This window comes from Shewanella sp. SG44-2 (assembly GCF_014164215.1).
In the GTDB taxonomy this organism is placed as follows: Bacteria; Pseudomonadota; Gammaproteobacteria; order Enterobacterales; family Shewanellaceae; genus Shewanella; species Shewanella frigidimarina.
This window is the reverse complement of the sequence record NZ_JACJEU010000016.1, coordinates 1-20,815: the sequence shown is the minus strand read 5'-3', so window position 1 is coordinate 20,815 and position 20,815 is coordinate 1. Positions and strand designations below refer to the sequence as shown.

Sequence of the window (20,815 nt, the reverse complement as noted above, 5' to 3'; positions counted from 1 at the left end):
GAGTTAGATTCCAGTGCGTAGCACCTCTAGTTATCCAGACTCTAAGCCTATACATTTATAGCATCTAGCAGCGCAGCGATCTAGTTACCTAGGTATTTTCTTCAACTAAACAACCTAGCACTCTATTTCTGCCACGGTCTTTGGCTAAGTACAATTGTTTATCTGCCGCTTCAACTAAGATTTTATTGGGCATATCATACATTGGCACCACAGTTGAAACCCCTGCACTTACAGTAACAAATTTAGAAATTGGTGAGTTTATATGGGCTATTTTCAATGACACTATACTGTCAACAATTTGCTGAGCCACATAAGTGCCACCAATTAAATCGGTGTTTGGTAGTACACAGATAAACTCTTCACCACCATAACGCGCAACTAAGTCATAAGGGCGGTTAACGGTGTCTTGTATCTTCTGAGCAACAACACGTAAACATGTATCACCCTCAGTGTGGCCGTAGGTGTCATTAAAATGCTTAAAGAAATCGATATCCAATAAAATAATGGTCAATGGCTGTTTTTCACGTGCGCATTGTAACCAAGTAACGGGTAGCACTTGATCAAACTTACGCCGATTAGCCACACCTGTTAATCCATCTAACAAAGCAATAGAGCGTAATAAATCAGTTTGAGATTTAGCCATCATCTGATTTTTAATGCGTGCTTTAGTAATAACGGGATTAATGGGTTTATGAATAAAATCAACCGCGCCTAACTGAAATCCCTTAACCTCTTTATCTTCATCAAAATGACCAGACACAAAAATAACGGCGACATCTTCTGTATCGGGGTCTTTTTTCAAATGCGCACACACATCAAATCCATTAAGCATTGGCATTTCAATATCTAACAATACGATATCTGGTTTGACTTTTTTACACATATCAATGGCTTGATGACCATCGCGAGCCATATAAATGTCATAATCCGCTTGCAAGAGCTGATGCAATATTTTGATGTTCACCACTTGATCATCAACTAATAGTATTTTACCTCTAACTGGCGCGACACCAGAAATATACTCATCTATGAACACGCATCACTCCTTAATTATCGATGTTAATGTATCGACAGCATCCACGAACTCAAGTTGGCTCACTTGATTTTTCAATCTTAACCACTGCTTATCTGGCACCACGTCGCTTAACAGGCGCTCAAGGTACTCAATGGCATCTAAATTTTGCTCAACCAATAATTCCATTAATCGGTTGATTTTATCGGGTTCTATACTTTGTATCGGCAATACTGCATTATTATCCAGCGCATTAGTTGTTAATACTGCACTTTCATCTGGAAAAAGAGTATCTAACATATGCAAGCTATCATTAATCTGACCTTGCATTTGGCTTAAGCAAGCGAATGAATCGATATTAACAGCATTCTTTATATTTTTCTCTAGTGTGGCAGCAAAAGCTGCGAGTCGCTTAGCACCAATATTACTGGCAGTACCTTTAATCGTATGAGCAATACTACAGATAACATTGTCATCATTTTGTGCGAACGCTTGAGTAAGTAATGATAATTGTTCTGACATTTCTGATGCAAAATGATGCTTCACATCAATGAAAAATGCAAGTTCACCACCAAAACGACGCAGAATAGAATCTGGGTTTTCGATAATCGCTTCATCGTCACCATCATCAAGCATCTCTGGTAACGCAATAGGTGAATTATTGATAGTTGAATGATAATAAGCACTATTATCTTGGCCCAATAGACTAAGCATACAAGGTAATAAAAGAGTCATGTCTATCGGTTTACCGATATGTTCATCCATACCCGCCTCTAAGCATAATGTTTTATCAGCAAGCGATGCATTAGCCGTCATCGCTAAAATGGGTAAATCATTAAATCGGCCATCGGCACGAATAAGGCGCGTAGCCTCAAGTCCATCCATTACTGGCATTTGCATGTCCATAATGACAATATCAAATTGATTATTTGACTTAGTAACCCAATCAACGCCCTCAATACCGTCTTTAGCCAATGTCACTACCGCGCCTTGTAGGCGTAATAATTCATCAATAACTTGGCGGTTAAGCTGATTATCTTCAACCACCAACACCCTGACACCTTTTAAGACTAAATGGGTTATTTTTCTAGGTTGCACAGGCTGAACTAAACCATTTATGGCTCGGTAAACGGCCTCAAGCATTAAGTTGGCAGTAACAGGTTTGGTTAACATACTCACAAAAGGTTGCTGGCGATATTGTTTAGTTTGTTCCATCACCTCTGCACCATATGCCGTCAGCATAATAATGGCTGGAGCCTTACCTGCCGGAAACATCGCTTGAATATGATTGGCGGTTTCTAAGCCATTCATATCGGGCATGCGCCAATCCATAATAATTACATCATAGTGACTGCTGGCATTTAAGCTTTGCTCTATAAGATTGATAGCCTGTTTACTATTATGAGCTTCATTAACATAAGCACCATGGGCCATTAAGGTTTTGGATAAAATTTTACGACTCATTTTACTGTCATCAACAATCAGAATATTCTTACCCAGTAAATCGATATCTAGATCGTTATTCTTCACTTCAACAATATTAAACGTCAACTCAAACCAAAAACGACTTCCCTCACCAACATGGCTCGATAATGATAATTCTCCCCCCATCAACTCAACTAAACTTTTAGTGATAGCTAATCCCAACCCTGTACCGCCGAATCGTCTTGACGTTGAAGACTCTGCTTGAACAAAACCTTGGAAAATTTTGCTGCTTTGTTCAGGGCTAATTCCGATACCAGAATCAGTAATCGAAATAGTTAAATTCACTTGATTCGCAGTACACTCATTACAGTGTACCCCAACAATAACATGACCTTCAGAGGTGAATTTAATCGCATTACCCGCAAGATTTAACAACACCTGTCGTAAACGAAGTTCATCGCCTTCAAGCAAGTACGGAATGGCAGGATCTAAATCAAAAATGACTTCTAAATGTTGACTGTGTACGTTGGCCGCTAACATCACCGCTAATTCGCGCATTAAGGTTTCGAGTTGAAACGGATGCAAATCAAGTTCTAACTTACCAGCATCAATTTTCGAAAAGTCTAGAATATCATTTAATAACCCTAATAATGACTTCGCAGCAATCTCCGCTTTAGTGACATAATCAGCTTGTTGGCGGCTCATATCAGAATGCTGAATAAGTTGTAGCATGCCTAATACCGCATTCATTGGAGTACGAATTTCATGACTCATATTGGCTAAAAATGCTGATTTAGCCGCACTCGCAGCATCTGCGGCTTGTTTAGCTAAACGCAAAGTTTGTTCTAACTCGCGTTGCTCTGTAATGTCACGGTTAATCCCAACCACGCGCAAAGGTTTACCTGTTTTGTCATAACTAATTTGGGCCCCGGCATGAATGTAGCGAATTTGATTCGAGCTGGTAATGATCCTGAAAGTCGGTTCATAAGGAATATTCAAGTCAATGGCTTGTCGTAGAGCGAGTTCAGCCATTTCAATATCATCTGGATGAATCCGTTTTTGCCAATGCTGGTAATTTAAGCCCTTTTCTGTAAGCGCTGTTGGGTAATCATACATAGCAAACATCCGATCGTTCCATTGTAAGTCGTCGGTGTCTAAATCTAAATTCCAAATACCTAACTCAGCAACTTCGGCTGCTTTACTCAGTTGATTACTGGCCGACACTAACTCCTCTTGTTGCTTGAGCATTTGATCGATATTCACCGCAACACCTAAATACCCTACAATCTCTCCAATTTGATCGCGCATAGCCGAAACCGACAACGACACTTGGCATTGAGATAAGTCTTTACGGATATACGTCCAGGTACGCGTTTCAGGCCCTTGTGTTCTAGGCTTATACACAAACACATCAAAAGTACTAATATCTTCGCCAAACTCCTCTGTTAACTCTTCACTGCGTTGGCGGACCTCTGAAGGTAGATGCCATATTGCAGGACTTTGCTTACCTACAATCTCCTCAGCCTTATAACCAAGTAACAACTCTGCACCACGATTGAAAATGTTAATAATGCCATCATTATCGGTTGAAATAATCGCAATTTCTGTTGCTGCGGCAAGCACGTTTGTGAGTAAAGACGCGAGTTTATTCTTTTCTAACTGGGTATTTTTACGTTCAGTAATGTCAATCCTCAATGCGATGCAGCGAACAAGATTACCGTTTTCGTCCATCACTGGGGCAATTACCGTATCAAGCCATTTAATATTGCCCTGTCTATCTCGGTTACAAATTTCATCATGCCAAGTCTCGCCTGCATGAATGGTTTGCCACATCTGCTGCCAGAAGGCACGATCATGTTCATTGGATTTTAAAATAGAATGTTTCTTACCAATCATTTGCTCGCGAGTGAACCCTGATGTTTGACAAAAATTATCATTTACCACCAAAATAACGCCATTTTTATCTGTTTCAGAATAGAGCAGCTGCTGATTAATATTATCAAGTAAGGTTTTATTTTCTGACAGGGCTTGTTGTAACGCTTGAGTACGTTCGGTAACTTTACGTTCAAGACTGGCATTAATGTTCAAAATTTGCTTTTCAGCATTTAGCTGTACTGTAATATCTCGGATAGTCTGACTGACGCCGATAATTTTGCCAAACTCATTATAAATAGCCAATGAGGTCATCGATGTTGACAGTAATTCATTGTCTTTTCGTTTATGTTGGCTAACAAAATTTAGTAACGATTTACCACTTAGTACCTGATTAAATTTTTCATTTTCAGCATCATAGCCGTCGTTTGGTACAATAAACGTTGTTTTCTTGAGGCCTATCACCTCATGTTTCTCGTAACCGAACATTGTTACCGCACCATCATTCCAACTGGTAATAACACCATCACAGTCAAAACTAATAATCGCATCAAGCGAATGCTCTAAAATATTGGCTCGTCTTTCATTATCTTCCAAAATGATACGCTTACGGCCTAATGCATAGCCGTAAAAACCAATAAGCCCACCCAATAACAAGCTCACAATCGCACCATAACTAAATACAATTTTCGGTGAACTTAAATGTAAACCGCTGACAAATTCAGGATAAGCCACTAACGTTACTTGCCATTTACGTCCAAATATTTCTCGATCTAATGTAACAACAAAAGATGTTAATGGATTAACCTCATCAACATGTGTTTCATAAAACATGACATTATTTTGAGCATCGGTCACATCATTGACCAATAGTTTAGTGGTTTTACGGGATAAATTAATCTGTTCAAAAACTTCATTGGCAACGAGTGGCGCATAACTCCAACCAAAAGCTTGTTGCTCCCTTAACGCCGGGGTTGCTGGAGTCAGTCCAGTACGGTAAATGGGCATTAAAATAAGAAAGGCTTGTAACGGATGACCAGTCGCCTGCACTAACGTGATTGGACCGGTTAAGCGTGTCTCACCCGTTAAATATGCTTGTTGTGCGGCATTTTTGCGGTTTTGTTCAGAGGCAATATCTAAACCGACAGCGGCGAGATTACGATCAATGGGTTCGATATAGTCAATCACGTACCGTTCATCATCATGAGGAGTAAGTTGACGCACACTGAAATCGGGCCAATCATCAAGTTTAGCTTTGGCAACAAAACTCGCTTCATCGTTGGCTGGTACACGGCGGATATAACCAAACCCTCGCGCACCGGGGAACTCACTTTCAAAATCGCGAGTTAAGCTATATTTTTTAAAAAAATCACGAGAAATATTATCTTCACCAACGGTATAAATAACTCCTCTGGCACCTCGCAAACCATATTGATACAATACGATACGATCGATAATATTGTTAGCAACTTGCTCTGTCACCGTTTTAAGAGATTGAGTAATGATGGTGTTATTTTGATTATTAACACTTAAAGCAGTAATAAAACTGATGACTAAGCCAAAAGAAAATACTCCAATACCCAATTTAAGCGCATTTTTATAGCTAGATAGTCTGGTCATTTTTATCATTAGTTAAGAGTCACAGACATTAACTTTGGACGACAAATGCTTTTTTTACAAGCTAGACATTGAAAAATATAGTGTTTCCGAAATTGATTACGAATCTAGACTGCTACGCGGATAGTGCGCTGCGCTTCTAGGGCGGACTACGTCCTGCTAAGGACAGCAGAGCTGTAAAGCTTAGACGCTAGGTTTTAGTGCGCTACGCTTCTAGGACGGACTACGTTCTGCTAGGGACAGCTGCGCTGTTAAGATGTTATAGAACCGAGTCAGCTAGAATCTAGTCATCTAGGCTTGTGCTTTTATAGCATCTAGCAGCGTAGCGCTCTAGTCATCTAGCTTCTAATTCCAAGCTATCCCGCTCTAACGCCCAACTGTCGTTTCGGTTAATGCGTCAAACTGAATGATATAATAGTGGCCATCACTTTTGTCTTGCTGGTTATTAACCGCTGGAGACTGATGTAACTTATTCACCGTAACTAACAACTTACCATCGGCCGTAGTTGAAAAACCGTCAGACCAACTGAACTTGTCACTATCTTGATGCAAAATATGATATTGACGATCTGTGTCGATATAACCGACAGCATTATTGCTTATATCAGTAACATAAATGTTGCCGCCATTATCAATGGTTATGCCGTCGCTGACAGGCTTATTAGCATAAAACTCCACTTTGCTGCGTAACATATTGGCCGATAATTTAGCATCTAGTAGATATTGAGTGTGCACCCGATATAACTTCTCACCACTTAATGCACCAAAATAAACCCACTCGTTATTAGGGTCTATAGTCAGTGAATCAACCCCAATACGAATAGGCTGGCCACCGATAGATAAAGTATTGCCATTAATCACCGTATCAACATTTTCAGGACGGGTATAAACGCTGCCATCTAATACTCGTCTTGCTGTGCCACTCGTTAAATCAACCACAATTAATGCCGCATTACTGCCACCAGCAGGATCGGAGATATATACCGTTTCATGTTGCCTATCAACCGCAAGATCATTCAAAAATGAATTATCCGGCAATACTGGTGCCGCTAAAGAAATCATTTTATATAAACGGTTTTGTTGAGTGTCCCAACCGATAAGTCGCCCGACACCGTCAGTAGAAGCAGTTTCAAGCATCCATAAAATGCCCTGTTCATCAATCACCACGCCCAAAACAGGATTAAGATTTTGATTGAACTCTGTATTAGGGTAATCGACGATAGCGCCATCTTTTTTAAGCTCGACAATTCTCGAATCAACACTGTAAAAATGATGATTACTCATGAAAACTCGCCCAGTAGATGACACGGCCACATTACCAGGGGGATGTTGGCTGTCTAACTCGCGGAACACTGAATAATCGGCAGCATATACAGTACTGATAAATAAACTACTCAGTAACACTAAAGACGCAATCACTCGCGTTTTAGATAACAACACTATTTTAGGTAGTATGTTCATTCTAGATGCCATAGCGGTTGTAGATTCAAATAAACTTTTAAACATCATAAATTAGATCCCTACAGCGCTTTTAATGAGCTAATGATATCTTCAGGATCAAGACGGTAAGTATAATCAGCATCAACAAATGCTTTCACAATGGTGCCGTCTTTTGCAACCACAAAGGTCGCCGCTAATGGAAAATTAAATTGATCCGCACCATTATGTTTCTCAACTTCGACACCAAATTTCTTATAAAGATCACGAATAGAATCGGGTAACGAAAAGACTAAACCAAGCGCTTTGGCATACTCTGCATTCACATCTGACAAGACATCAAATTCAAGTTCATTTTTCTCTGCGGTTGAAAGTGACATATCAGGCAACTCAGGCGTAATAGCCACAAACGTTGCCCCTAACTGTTTAAACTCAGCTAGATGTTGCTGATAGGCGCGCAGCGCTAAATTACAATATGGACACCAACTACCACGATAAAATGTCACCACAACCGGTCCATTAACTAACAACTCGGATAAATGACGGGTAACGCCCAATGGATTGGTTAAAGAAAACGCAGCCAGTTTATCACCCGCTTTAGGTGCGCTATCGATAATGCCGGATAACTTCAGGTTTAACGTCGCATCCGACATGATCGCCAATACCTCAGGAGGTAAATTGGCAGCGTTGGCATCTCGTTTTTCAGTCAGCTGGGTGGATAATGACATAATAGCGTCTCATTTTATCTTGAATATTCATTCAAGATAATCAAATCATAACAACAACGCAAGCAGTTTTTGAACAATCATTCAAGTAGTGCTATTATAGCGTCAGTAACGATTGAGGATCGATGTCATGGCAAAGAAAAATTTTGAACGAGCGGACGTATTAGATAAGGTCATCACCCTATTTTGGCAAAATGGCTATGCCGCATCAAGCATTCAGCAAATCACTAAAGCCACTGGATTAAAACCAGGTAGCTTATATTATGAATTCGATAGTAAAGAAGGCTTATTCCAAGCAGCCTTAGCACGCTATGCCACCTTTTCGATTGAGGCTATTCATCAACTAATGCAACAGGCTGACGATGTCAAAGCAGGTATTAGACAGATCCTCGACAACATTGTTGAGCAATCAAAGTCTTGTGATTACTGCGGTTGCTTCTTAATCAAAACTCAACTTGAACTCGCCTCTCAAGGTAACGAGCTATACAAATTTGCTTCATCACAATTAACTGAGATTGAGCATGTATATCAACATTACCTGAGCCAATTATATGAGGCTGAAACAGCTAAAGCCTATGCAGCTCAACTGATGACCGTCACATTCGGTATCCGCATCTATGGCTATCAGTCAGAATCAGCAGCAACCCAAATCAACACTATCAACGCGCTACTGCCATGGCTAAAAGTTGAGTGTTAAGCTTATACGTTACCCAGTATATTGAGAGTTCCCCCCTGCTGTCACGGACTGAATGTGGACAGTTTAACCTCGTTGTTATTGATGATAACAGCGGTATCTTGGTGCAACAGTTTACCTATGTAAGTGGTCGCTCAACGTCAAACTTTCCAATGACCACATCATTTTGATTAGGTCCTTTTGCGCACGTTGCCCACACGTAAAAAAACAGCCTCGCAATGCGAGGCTGTTTAACCTTAAGTAACCTCAACTCGGGTTAAGAGGTGGGATATGTAAGGCAAAATGACAATATTCGGCTTATTTAATATCAAACTTGTCATTTGTTTTGCTAGCAAGGCGCATCGATGCGTCAATAGCTAACCAATTACAAGCCAAAACAACACAGTCAGCGAGACAAATGGCTGTTTGATAAACGTTTATTATCCCAAGTTGAGGTTAAGTCACTACTCTTCTTTTGTCTCAGGGTAGAGGTTATTCCACCACTGTGGCTCATCCTTTAACTTCATGTCGAACCATGCCATAGTGGTATTCCACCAATCAAAGCGGGCTTGGCGGCTATTGATGTGATGGTCTTGATCGTTAAACTCAACCAACTCCACTTCTTTACCTAATAGCTTAAGTGCAGTGTACATATAATGGCTTTCACCTACTGGTACGTTGGTGTCTGCATTACCGTGAATAAGTAATAACGGCGTGGTAATTTTGTCTGCATGGTATAGCGGGCTTTGTTCTACATAGAGCTCTGGATTATTCCACGGAAAACTGCCGCGACTCGCCACGCCAGAATAACCATAACCCCACCAGCCATGACCCCAGTAAGACGATAAATTACTGATCCCCGCATGCGACATTGACGCCGCAAAAATATCGGTTTTTGTAGCCAAATACATGGTCATGAAACCACCATAAGATGCACCCATATTTCCCACACGTTTAGCATCAACTGATGGGTACGCATTTAAGAAGGCTTTAGTACCCTCAATAATATCGTCAGCGCTGTACTTGCCCCAGGCATTAACATGACGACCACTAAAGGCTTGGCCATATCCGGTAGCACCGTTTGGTTGCACAACATACACAACATAACCTTGGGCTGCCCATAAATTAAATGGCCAACGCCCGGTAAAGTGACGCCCTACAGGTGAGGTACCTCCATAGTAATAGACTAATGCGGGATACTTTTTACTGGCATCAAAATCGGCAGGTAAATAAACACGGCCATCAATGTTATGCCCATGGGTATTAGTAAAATCAAAATCTTCAATTTTACCTAAACGCGTGTTGGCATAGCTAAGTTGTTGACTATCAAACAGCAACTGTTTACGGCTTGAATTAACCTTCATTTTATAGGCTTTTTGCGGCGCAGTGGCAGAGGTACCTGCAAATACTAATGTGGGTGTAGATTGCTCAATGGCAACACTAAAGCCGTCGATCATATCCACACCGGTGTCTATTCGATTAAAGTGTTTTTTGCTTTTATCAAATAAATACAAAGGTGCACGGTCGCCTTCGGTTACCGTCACAATTAAATCATCATTTTCAAGCTTGGTGATGCTGCCTATGGAAGGATCAAATTCTTTACTGAGTGCACTGACATTGCCTTTAGCATCACGCCAATATAACTGACCATCATAGTCGTTCACTTCAATATTAGGATCTTGTATTCCTGTGCCGTCCATAAAACGCGGCCCAGCGGTAATATACATACCGTCATTAGCATATAGTGCACTATTAAAACTGCGATACTCACCCATCATGGTTTCGCTTAAATCAGCTAATGCCAGCTCAATAAGCTGCGTTATTCCATGGGCTGGCTGTGCATAATCCACTGGCGAGCGCGTTAACAATAGTTTGCCTTTATCTGCATTACTGTCTAACAAAGAACTGCTGACGTTGTTGTCTGTCAGTTGACGGATAAAGCCCGAGGCAACATCTACTTGATAGAGTTGACTGTTGTTACGCCAATAACTCCAGCGGTCTTCTAATGCTTGAAAACGCTTAGAGGTGGCTTTTTCATCGGCTTTAAAGGGCTTTTCCCAGCTAAATAACACCGTGTCACCTAACCACTGTAAACCAGACACATTGTCCATATCAGTCGCGACTACGTTAATGCTCAAATCAGCAACATTGAATAATTGAATTTGTTTGTTAGCCACAAAAACGAGTTGTGAAGAGTCGCTTGACCAAACCGCACTGCTTGGGCGGTTATCTTGCCAGCGGTACATCACGCTGTTGTCTGATAATTTACGTAACTCGGTCACTTGAATCGGCGTATCACCTTGGCTAGCTTGGTATTCAATGGTCGATTGCAATAAATACTTGCCATTAGGTGACAGGGTTAAGCCACTGATCACTTTTGAATCAAATAACTGCTCCGCAGATACTTGCTGTGTTTTTTGTGCAGTAAAGTCGAGATTATCAACTTCACTTTTGCCCTGCCAATCAAGGCTAAATGCGCTATCTTGTGCTTGGCCATCGGCCAATACCACAAGGTGGTAGTCACCATTTATCAGTTCAAGTTCAACTTTATCGGCAGATTTAAGCAGTTGCCCATTCAAATACATTTGAGGATTTTCAAGCCCGTTAACGGTTAATGTGCCTTGGGTAAAACGATCTGTCGACATTGGCACTTGATAGGCTAACCAACCCTCGCCTTCAACCTTAGTTGATGCAGCTTGCCAAGACAGTGGCTGATTAAATATCGTCACCTTACTGGCGTGATTAGCCTGGCTGAGCTGAGCAACCAAATTAGCACGCAGCGCATCGGCATGAGCACTTTTCGATAATGGCGCTGCTGAGACTTTATTTACTGGGCCAATACGTTGAATGTACTTAGCGTCAATTTCTGCGCCGTGTGCCATGCCTGATATTGCAATGGCTAAACTGGTTAACACCAGAGAAAACGTTTTCATTACCTGTCCTTATTGTTGCTTTTTTATTGATTCTTTATGCAAGTGTGACAAAACTGACCGATAAATGCATATTTTTTGTGTATCAATAATTGTCGACTTTATATATACGAATCATTGATTAACAAGGATAAGTGAATTAACGAGAGGAAGTGAATTAAAGAAGCAATACAGTGAAAATTGAAATGAAATAGAAACCGCCAGTATTAGACTGACGGTTTATCTGTTTTGTGGCGGGCCAACTTACACGAGCAAAACGCGATTAATGACCAAATTTAACTCTTATACCTGCGTTAGCAATAAAGCCATCGTTACGTGACCAGATATCGGTAGTCCACTGACCGCTAGGCGCTCTATTAGGCAGTAACATTGGATGTTCATCGGTTTGTTTTACATCGAGTAAGTTTTCTAAGTTAATAAACCAACTGACTCTGCCCACAGTAATTTCGCCCATTAAACCAAGATGCCAATAAGGGTTGGTTTCATCAATATAAGGGTTATCGTTAACGTTTTGGGTGCCGGTATAATAAGCTTCAAAGCCAGCTCTAAAGTTGCCATGTTGCTCCCACATAGCAACAAAACCACCAGAATGACGTGGTGTTAAGGCAATGGCTCTTCTGCCGTCCCCGTCGGGTGAAGCTTCAGTTGCATCTAAATACAAGTAACTTGCAGTCAGTTTTACATCGCCCAAATAATAACGCAGTAACACTTCAGAACCACGGATCTGACTTTCACCAGATGCATTCACTAACCTAACTGCGTCTAAGGAGCCATCGTTATTGACAGAGAAAGCCTCTAAACCCGTGACGTTATCCACATTCGAGCCAAACAAGGTCAAACTCGTTTCCACATCATCAAAGGTATAACTCACATCAAGCGATGCCGTTTTAGCGCGCTCTTCTTGTAAGTTGTCAATCGGCGCTAATCTTGATAATCCTGCGGCCTCAATCTCTTCAACAAACGGTGTAGGGGCAAAGTACCCCTCCCCATAAGAGCCTCTTATGGTTAAGTCACTTGGGCGATAAAGCACTGACACTCTTGGGCTAAATTGAGTACCATATTCACTGTGCTCATCAATGCGCGCACTGTAAGAGGTGGTGATTTGGTCTGTCAGCTCGTAATCAAGTTGAGCAAATGCACCCGGCACTTTATAAGAATAATCAAAATCAGGAAAAGTCTCAGAGGCAAAGATTTCAGACTGATACGCTAAACCAACAACCCAATCACTGTTATCGGTATAACCTGCGATGCTATTTTCAAGTAAATAACTCTCGTGTTGGTCTTCTTCTATATCGGCACCATAAACATGCACATGATCTTGTACCATCGCCGATGCGCGTGTATTAAACGTCAATGACTCCAATAACGGCATACTAAACACTAGGCCGCCATCAAGCCTATCGGAATCCTGCGATTGCTCAAACGAAGTACCATCAGCGACCGTGTTATCACCTAAAGTACCGCCAGTGCGCTGCTCGGTCATAAACCCGCTAGTCACATACAGTGTTTGCCCTTCTTGCCCTTCCCAAAATAATCGAGGACGCACTGTGTATCGCTCATAACCTGCCAGATCGATCCAGCCGTCTTTATCAATATCTTGCTTGTCTTGATAATGAGCCCCTGCCGTCACCGACCCTTTTACATTCTCGCTCAATGGCGACTCAAAATAGGTGGTCACATCCTGACCATCACGCGTGGTTGCATTGACCAACACTTCACCACTGAGTTCATCGCCAGGCGTTCGAGACACAAGGTTAATCACCCCACCGAGTGCTGAACCACCATAAAGTGATGACGCCGAACCTTTAATAATTTCAACGCGACTTAAATCTGTCGGCGGCACTTGCAACAAACCAATCGACCCTGCTTGATTACCGTACAGCGGTAAACCATCGGCCAGTAATTGGGTATAACGACCATACAAGCCTTGCAGGCGAATATTGGCACTGCCTAACGCCGGAGAAGTTGTTTGTAATCTTACACCGCCCGTTTCAGCCACCAGCATAGAAATATTACCCGGTCTCATCGCTGCTTTTTCTTCAATCTCTTCGCGGTTAATCACCTCGACTCGAATAGGTTGTTCATCGGCAATCCGCCCAGAACGAGTGGCTTGTATGACAATGGTTTCCATTTCTTCTTCGTGTTCATGCTCGTGTTCATCCACATCAGCTTTTGGGTCATCATGCTCAGAATGTTGAGGATTTTTACTGTGACTATCACTGTCATTCTTACTGTAATTTGCACTCTGCCCAGACGTATTTATCGAGTCGTCCACCATACTGGCTTCACTCACCCCAATAACACCTAGCGACAAAATTAATGACGCCGCGGAATAACTCAACATACAACTTCCTTTTAACAACACATTATCGAAAAATGATATGCTTTAGCTTAAAGGTTACAGCCACTGGAAGGTCAATATGAAAATAAGTGAATTGGCATCAATTGCCCAGGTATCGGTTAAAACCATCCGATATTATGAGCAAATTGGTTTACTCTCTCCGCCAATCCGTACCAGTAATGGCTATCGTCATTACCAAGAAAAAGACATCGAGACATTGGTATTTATAAGACGATGCAGAGAATTAAACATCGGACTCGATGACATCAAGCGTTTGGTTGATACACAACAAGATCCAAAATCGTCGTGCGCATTAGTCGACAACATCATTGCCGAACAACTTGCTCGCATTCAACAAACTCAGCGAGAATTGGCATTACTAGAACAATCATTAGCCGCACTCGCGAGCTGCTGTAAAAGCCATCAGATAAAAGATTGCAGCATTTTACAGACGCTGAAATCGGCTTAGACTAAAACCAAAACCACTGTTTTTTAATCGTTGAATAAGGGTTTATTGCGCTTTACTGCATGCATCTAAACGACTATGATTCCGACCCATTAGGTGTTGCGTATTCGGTACGGTTAATCCTCTCATTTGCAAGAGAGTTAAATCATAATAACAACGCTAGGCTTGTATATTATTTAACATAAGAAAGGATCATCTGGGCACCCAGAAAATGTATGGATACAATTATGACAACACAGACGATAACAGTACTTTACTACCCAGCTGAACTCGCCATCAAACCCATAGCCGAAGTGTTATACGATCTCGAAGTGGGCGTGAGCGGACGTGTGATTATACCAACGGATTACAAAGTGGATAAAATCATCGTGGCGGTATTTAAAGGTGAAGTTGAAATGTTGAATGCACTTGGTGACCGAGTGGCATCAGAGCTTAATGACGTTGCCTAAAGGTCATATCATTCATTACTAGAAACGGCTTAACCAGCATAGAAGTCACTTTACAAGCTTGACGTGAAAACAATCACTTTTATCTGGTTAAGAGCCATCTCTCCATAAACATGCCGTTAAACTCGACCCAGATCGGCAAGCGATATTATGTCCGATATGATGCCAGGTGTGATGTCCGGTATGATTACCCTCTTAATCTAATCCCTCTAGTAATCTCACCCAAAGTAATCTCACCCAAAATAAATCATGACAAAAGCAGAATACTAAGTACTAGTCTTTGCAGCATTCTCGCTAAATGTTTAATTAACTTTCACTTAGTCAACTACCTTACCATTAGTAAATATTAGTAAATGGTAGTTGTAAGTCATTATCGAATAACTGCGATTCGGGCTGATATCATCTTCGGTTTATGCCTCATATACATGTGAAAAGAGTCAGTCTTTTTTGTTTATTAATTGATTTAGATGTTAATCATTGATCACATTTCATCATTTTTTTTGTTGCACTTTATTTAAAACTCACTTACGTTAAACAAATGTTTGGTATGCAAACATTTGTTTGCTGAATGGATAGTGAGATCACTCATATGACGGAACGCGAGTTAGAAATCTTAGCATTACTCAAGCAAGACCCCTTAATGCCGCAACAAGATATGGCCGATAAATTAAGCATGAGCCGATCCGCTGTCGCCGGACATATTATGAATCTAACCAACAAAGGCATCATTCGCGGTAAAGGTTATATTTTGGCCGAAGCGCCTTATGTCGTTGTGATCGGCGGAGCTAATATGGACATACTAGGCCGACCAGCAGGTTCGCTTAGGGTGGGTGATTCGAATCCCGGCAGCGTCAGCTGTTCACCAGGCGGTGTAGGACGCAATATTGCCGAAAACTTAGCGCGATTAGGCACCGATACTCGCTTGACCACAGCTGTAGGAAAAGATACTTACGGCCAAGAAATTATCGAACATTGTCAGCGGGCTGGCATCGATATGAAGCACACTTTGCAATTGCCTGATAGCGTAACCTCAACCTACTTGTCGGTGTTAGATGGCGAAAGCGATATGCACGTGGCCATTAATGATATGGCGATTTTAGAACGCCTTAGTGTTGATGTACTCAAGTCTCAGCAAGCTATGCTGCAACGAGCCAATGTGATTGTTGTAGATGCTAATTTATCGCAAACCTCATTAGCTTACATTCTAAGTAATTACGCAGATATTCCATTGTTCGTCGATCCCGTTTCTTGTGCTAAGGCAATTAAATTAAAGCCCTATCTTAGTGCCATTCATACCCTAAAACCCAACCTTAAAGAAGCCGAACAACTCTCAGGGATCACAATTACAGATCACGACCAACTGCCCGAGTTAGCCAATTGGTTTCATGCTCAAGGGGTAGAACGGATCTTTCTAAGCCTCGGCGTTGATGGCGTATTCTTCAGCGATAAGCAGGAACAAGCCCTGCTCCCCGCAATTCCCGTTTCTATGGTTAATGCCAATGGCGCTGGCGATGCTTTTTTAGCTGGTCTAGCCCATGGTTTTATTCAAGATTGGTCAACTCGAAAATCGACCGAGTTTGCCATGGCCGCCGCGGTAGTGGCCTTATCCGATATCGCAACGATTAATCCCAATATGTCTGAAATATCAGTCAATCAAGTTATCAAGGAGTCATTATGTTAAGCCAGTACCTAGATATCAACCCTGAAGTCAAAGCAGCATTGGATGCCAAGCGACCTGTAGTGGCATTAGAATCAACTATTATTTCTCATGGTATGCCTTATCCGCAAAATGTAGAGACAGCGCTTAAGGTTGAACAAATAATTCGTGATAATGGTGCAATACCGGCAACCATCGCAATCCTCAATGGGCGACTCAAAGTGGGGATGACCCATGAAGAGATTGAGTATTTAGGTAAGGCTGGTCAAGCAGTAATTAAAACTAGCCGTCGTGACATTCCTTTTATTGTGGCACAAAAAGCGGATGGCGCGACGACTGTAGCATCGACCATGATTTTGGCCGCGATGGCTGGTATTAAAGTGTTTGCAACTGGTGGCATCGGTGGTGTGCATCGTGGGGCACAACAAACATTTGATATCTCAGCCGACTTGCAAGAATTGGCTAATACTGACGTAGCAGTGGTCTGTGCTGGAGCTAAATCAATTTTGGATATTGGTTTAACGTTAGAATACTTAGAAACCCAAGGTGTGCCTGTTATCGGTTATCAAACCGATATGCTACCTGCCTTTTACACCCGCGAAAGCGATTTTCATGTTGACTATCGTCTCGATGAACCTAAGCAAATCGCTGCTGCGATGACGGCTAAGTGGCAAATGGGATTAAAAGGCGGCATGGTTATTGCTAATCCAATCCCTGAACAATATGCACTAGATAAAACAATGATCGATCAGGTGATTAAAGATGCGGTAGCCGAGATGAATGAAAAAGGTATCTCGGGTAAAGCCTCAACCCCTTTCTTATTGTCAAAAGTAGCAGAAAAAACGGCAGGGAGCAGCTTAGTGGCCAATATCGAGTTGGTATTTAATAATGCCAAACTAGCCTCAAAAATTGCCTGCGAGTTCTGCCAATAATCATTGTTAGCTGACTAGTAACAATAAAAGAATTCATAATGTACTCATGCCGATCACTTAAGTTGATCGGCAACTTTATTTCTGACATAACCTCATTATATATTCATAGTATTGAGTTTAATGTTGATGAAAATAAATCTAGCCCCTTCATTGTGCAGTAAGACTAGTCTTATGATATCTCAGTTCATTCTAAGCAGTATCCAGACTGAATCATGAATTCGGTACTAACAACCTTACCTGGTGCTTGGTAGTGCCCCAGTATACATCACCATTATTAACCCTAAGGTTACTTCATAGGCTGAACCTTAAGTATTCCAGCACTCGACTGGCAACAATAAAACGCTGTATTTAAAGGATTTAACTCCAGAGTCGCGGCTCCACGATGCGTTAAAAAGCGATAACAAGCCTAACCGCTAGAATCTAGTTCGCTTGATATCGCTTTTAATCTCTTTCATCGCTTGTTATCTATTATTCGCCTGCTACCGCTTGTTATCGTCTGTTACCGCTCGATATCGCCTGCTATCGCTTGTTATCTATTTCCTCACTCGCTATCGTTTGTTACCGCTTGTTATCGCTTATTCGCCTGCTACCGCTTGTTATCTATTTCCTCGCTCGCTACCGCTTGTTATCGCTTATTCGCCTGCTACCACTTGCTATCGTCTGTTACCGCTCGATATCGCTTGTTACCGCTTGCTATCTATTTCCTCGATCGCTACCGCTTATTCTGTCTGTTCCCGCTCACTATCTATTTCCTCAGCAGCAAAGCTGTCCTTAGCAGGACGCAGTCCGCCCTAGAAGCACTGCGCACTATCCGCGTAGCGGCCTAGATCCCAGATCCTAGCAAAATCACAAAACCACTGCTAAGTTAACTAACCGTACTGAATACAATTAACGCTAAATACAATTAAAGGACTAACATGCAAATCATCCACCATGGAGCGGTAAACGGTGTAACAGGATCATGTCATCAACTGGATGTGAATAATTACAATAATAACAACAGTCATGACCACGGAAACGGCAACAACATCAGCAGTTATCTTATCGATTGTGGTTTATTTCAAGGGGCAGAAACTGCCGGAAAAAGTTCAGCAGAACAGCTACAAATCACCTTTGACATTAGTAATATCAAAGCGCTCATTATTACCCATTGTCATATAGACCACGTAGGGCGAATTCCCTACTTACTGGCTGCAGGATTCAATCAGCCTATTTATGCCACAACCGCTACAGCAGCACTATTACCACTGGTAATAGAAGACGCCTTAAAAGTGGGTGTCACTCGCGATAAAAAACTCATTCAAGCTTGCGTTAATAGACTTAAAAAACTGCTTGTTCCAGTCGATTACGGCCAGTGGATAACGCTACCAATCAACCCTCCGGCAACAACGACAACAAATTCAAATAGCGCTTCAATCGAAACTGAACCGACAGCCGCAATATATGCCAGCGCGAAACTTAAATTTAAACCTGCCGGCCACATACTCGGTTCTGCCTATGTTGAAATAGACTTAAGCGGCCCAAACGGTAGCCATAGAGTGGTTTTTTCGGGTGATTTAGGCGCAACCTACGCGCCGTTACTTGCTAGCCCCAAAAGCCCGTATAGAGCAGATACCTTAGTCATTGAATCCACCTACGGTGATAAAAACCATCAAGGTCGTAAAGAGCGCAGCAAGCAACTCAAAAGTATCATCGAAAGCGCCGTAAAGGATAATGGCGTGGTACTCATTCCTGCATTTAGCATCGGCAGAACCCAAGAGCTATTATACGAATTCGAACACATCATTCATCGCAATAAACACAACCCAGTATGGCAAAACATCGACATTATCGTCGACTCCCCCATGGCAGCTAACTTCACCCAAAAGTATCGTCAGTTCAAAACACTCTGGGACAACGAAGCCAAAGGTAAACTAGCCCAGGGACGCCACCCACTCGACTTCAACCAACTCATCACCATAGACAGCCACCAGGACCATCTTTCAGTAATTAACTACCTCGACTCAACCCACAAACCCGCCATTATCATCGCCGCATCCGGCATGTGCACCGGCGGGCGGATAAGCAACTACCTCGCCCGCTTTTTATCAAAACCCACTACAGACGTTCTATTTGTCGGCTATCAAGCCAGAGGCACTACCGGCCGCGACATACAAACCTACGGCCCACAAGGCGGATACGTTTACATCAACGAAGAAAAAGTTGATATCAAAGCCGCCATCCACACCATCAGCGGTTACTCCGCCCACGCCGACCAACACAACCTCATCAACTTCGTCAAACGCATGCACCACAAGCCCAGCCACATTAGAATCGTCCACGGCGACAATGAAGCCAAACAAGCGCTAGCAAAGGAATATAGAAAAATGCTGCCAGAGGCAGAAATCGTTATCGGTAAGGAGTGATAAAGAGAGATGGTGAGCGGTAACAAGCGGTAACGGGCGGTAGCGGGCGGTAGCGGGTAAAAAAGAGGTAAAGAATGATAAAGATAGAAGGCAAGCGGTAACAGGCGGTGACGGGCAAAAAAGAGTTAAAGAATGATAAAGATAGATGGCAAGCGGTAACAAGCGGTGACGGGCGGTAGCGAGCTGAAAAAAGAGAGTTGACTAGCGGTGAAGGACGATAACAATCGGTGGCGAGCAGAAAAAGATAGGTAACTAGCGATGAAGAACGATAACAATCGATGACAATTGATAAATAGCGGTTGTGGTCGGGTATATAGAGGAGGATGAAATGAAATTTAAAAACTTAGAGGTTTGGCAGCTGAGTTATCAACTATCTTGTGCTATTTATCATCAGACCAAAGATCTTCGAGATTGGGGATATAAAGATCAGATAACACGTTCAGGCTTATCTGTTCCATCAAATATTGCAGAAGGTATTGAAAGGCAAAGTAACAAAGAACAAATTCAGTTTATGTACATTGCTAGAGGTTCATTAGCAGAATTAATGACTCAATTAATGATTGGAAGAGACATTAACTATTTGGACCCTGAGTTTGTTGAACAACAATTACAGCAAGCAAACAAAATATCAGCAATGCTCGCTGGATTAATTCATAAAATAAAAAATAGATAATAAAAGAGGTAAAATCGATGACAAACGATATAAAGCGATAAAAGAGGTAACCAGCGGTGAAGAACGTTAACAATCGATGACAAGCGAAATAATGACAAAAAAAGACAAAGCTTATTATCGTCTCAGCCTTAACACGCTTGCCATCATCTCAGCCTCAACACGCTTGCTATCATCTCAGCCTTAACACGCTTGTCATCATCTCAG

Annotated in this window: 13 protein-coding genes; 7 read left to right on the top strand and 6 right to left on the bottom strand. The window is 41.9% G+C overall.

The window, feature by feature from the left end:
* Positions 1-88: 88 nt before the first annotated feature.
* From H5181_RS12910 to H5181_RS12895, 4 genes are all read right to left on the bottom strand, one after another.
* Complete coding sequence (locus H5181_RS12910) at positions 89-1,036, bottom strand: diguanylate cyclase (RefSeq protein WP_182751220.1); 948 nt, start codon at positions 1,034-1,036, stop codon at positions 89-91.
* Between the two features lie 3 nt (positions 1,037-1,039).
* Positions 1,040-5,929 carry a PAS domain S-box protein gene (locus H5181_RS12905; protein ID WP_404948507.1) on the bottom strand — a complete coding sequence of 1,630 codons (4,890 nt, stop codon included), beginning with the start codon at positions 5,927-5,929 and terminating at the stop codon, positions 1,040-1,042.
* A 363-nt stretch (positions 5,930-6,292) separates the two neighbouring features.
* The gene (locus H5181_RS12900) at positions 6,293-7,435 is read right to left on the bottom strand and encodes an L-dopachrome tautomerase-related protein (protein ID WP_182751218.1); all 1,143 of its coding nucleotides are present in this window, start codon (positions 7,433-7,435) and stop codon (positions 6,293-6,295) included.
* A gap of 11 nt (positions 7,436-7,446) precedes the next feature.
* Positions 7,447-8,091 carry a peroxiredoxin-like family protein gene (locus H5181_RS12895; RefSeq protein WP_011638263.1) on the bottom strand — a complete coding sequence of 215 codons (645 nt, stop codon included), beginning with the start codon at positions 8,089-8,091 and terminating at the stop codon, positions 7,447-7,449.
* Positions 8,092-8,218: 127 nt separating this feature from the next.
* Here H5181_RS12895 and H5181_RS12890 point away from each other — a divergent pair, with 127 nt between their 5' ends.
* On the top strand, positions 8,219-8,785 hold the full coding sequence (locus tag H5181_RS12890) for a TetR/AcrR family transcriptional regulator (protein WP_011638264.1): 567 nt from the start codon (positions 8,219-8,221) through the stop codon (positions 8,783-8,785).
* A gap of 440 nt (positions 8,786-9,225) precedes the next feature.
* On the opposite strand, the gene H5181_RS12885 is transcribed toward H5181_RS12890, so the two are convergent.
* Positions 9,226-11,694 carry a S9 family peptidase gene (locus H5181_RS12885; RefSeq protein ID WP_182751217.1) on the bottom strand — a complete coding sequence of 823 codons (2,469 nt, stop codon included), beginning with the start codon at positions 11,692-11,694 and terminating at the stop codon, positions 9,226-9,228.
* 259 nt (positions 11,695-11,953) lie between these two features.
* Entirely contained in the window at positions 11,954-14,035 is a 2,082-nt protein-coding gene (locus H5181_RS12880) for a TonB-dependent siderophore receptor (RefSeq protein WP_182751216.1), read from the bottom strand.
* 76 nt (positions 14,036-14,111) lie between these two features.
* Between H5181_RS12880 and H5181_RS12875 the strand changes: the two genes are divergently transcribed.
* The 6 genes from H5181_RS12875 (at position 14,112) to H5181_RS12850 (ending at position 20,611) form a co-directional block, all read left to right on the top strand.
* On the top strand, positions 14,112-14,501 hold the full coding sequence (locus tag H5181_RS12875) for a Cd(II)/Pb(II)-responsive transcriptional regulator (RefSeq protein WP_011638267.1): 390 nt from the start codon (positions 14,112-14,114) through the stop codon (positions 14,499-14,501).
* 224 nt (positions 14,502-14,725) lie between these two features.
* Entirely contained in the window at positions 14,726-14,947 is a 222-nt protein-coding gene (locus H5181_RS12870; protein ID WP_182751215.1) for a DUF2375 family protein, read from the top strand.
* Positions 14,948-15,512: 565 nt separating this feature from the next.
* Entirely contained in the window at positions 15,513-16,625 is a 1,113-nt protein-coding gene (locus H5181_RS12865) for a PfkB family carbohydrate kinase (protein WP_259397047.1), read from the top strand.
* Positions 16,619-17,533, top strand: coding sequence for a pseudouridine-5'-phosphate glycosidase (locus tag H5181_RS12860; protein WP_102037560.1), 915 nt, complete (start codon positions 16,619-16,621; stop codon positions 17,531-17,533). The genes H5181_RS12865 and H5181_RS12860 overlap by 7 nt, the downstream gene beginning before the upstream one ends.
* A 917-nt stretch (positions 17,534-18,450) precedes the next feature.
* Positions 18,451-19,938 (top strand): MBL fold metallo-hydrolase RNA specificity domain-containing protein, encoded by a 1,488-nt coding sequence (locus H5181_RS12855; RefSeq protein ID WP_182751214.1) that lies wholly within the window; start codon positions 18,451-18,453, stop codon positions 19,936-19,938.
* Positions 19,939-20,266: 328 nt separating this feature from the next.
* The gene (locus H5181_RS12850) at positions 20,267-20,611 is read left to right on the top strand and encodes a four helix bundle protein (protein WP_182751213.1); all 345 of its coding nucleotides are present in this window, start codon (positions 20,267-20,269) and stop codon (positions 20,609-20,611) included.
* Positions 20,612-20,815: the final 204 nt, after the last annotated feature.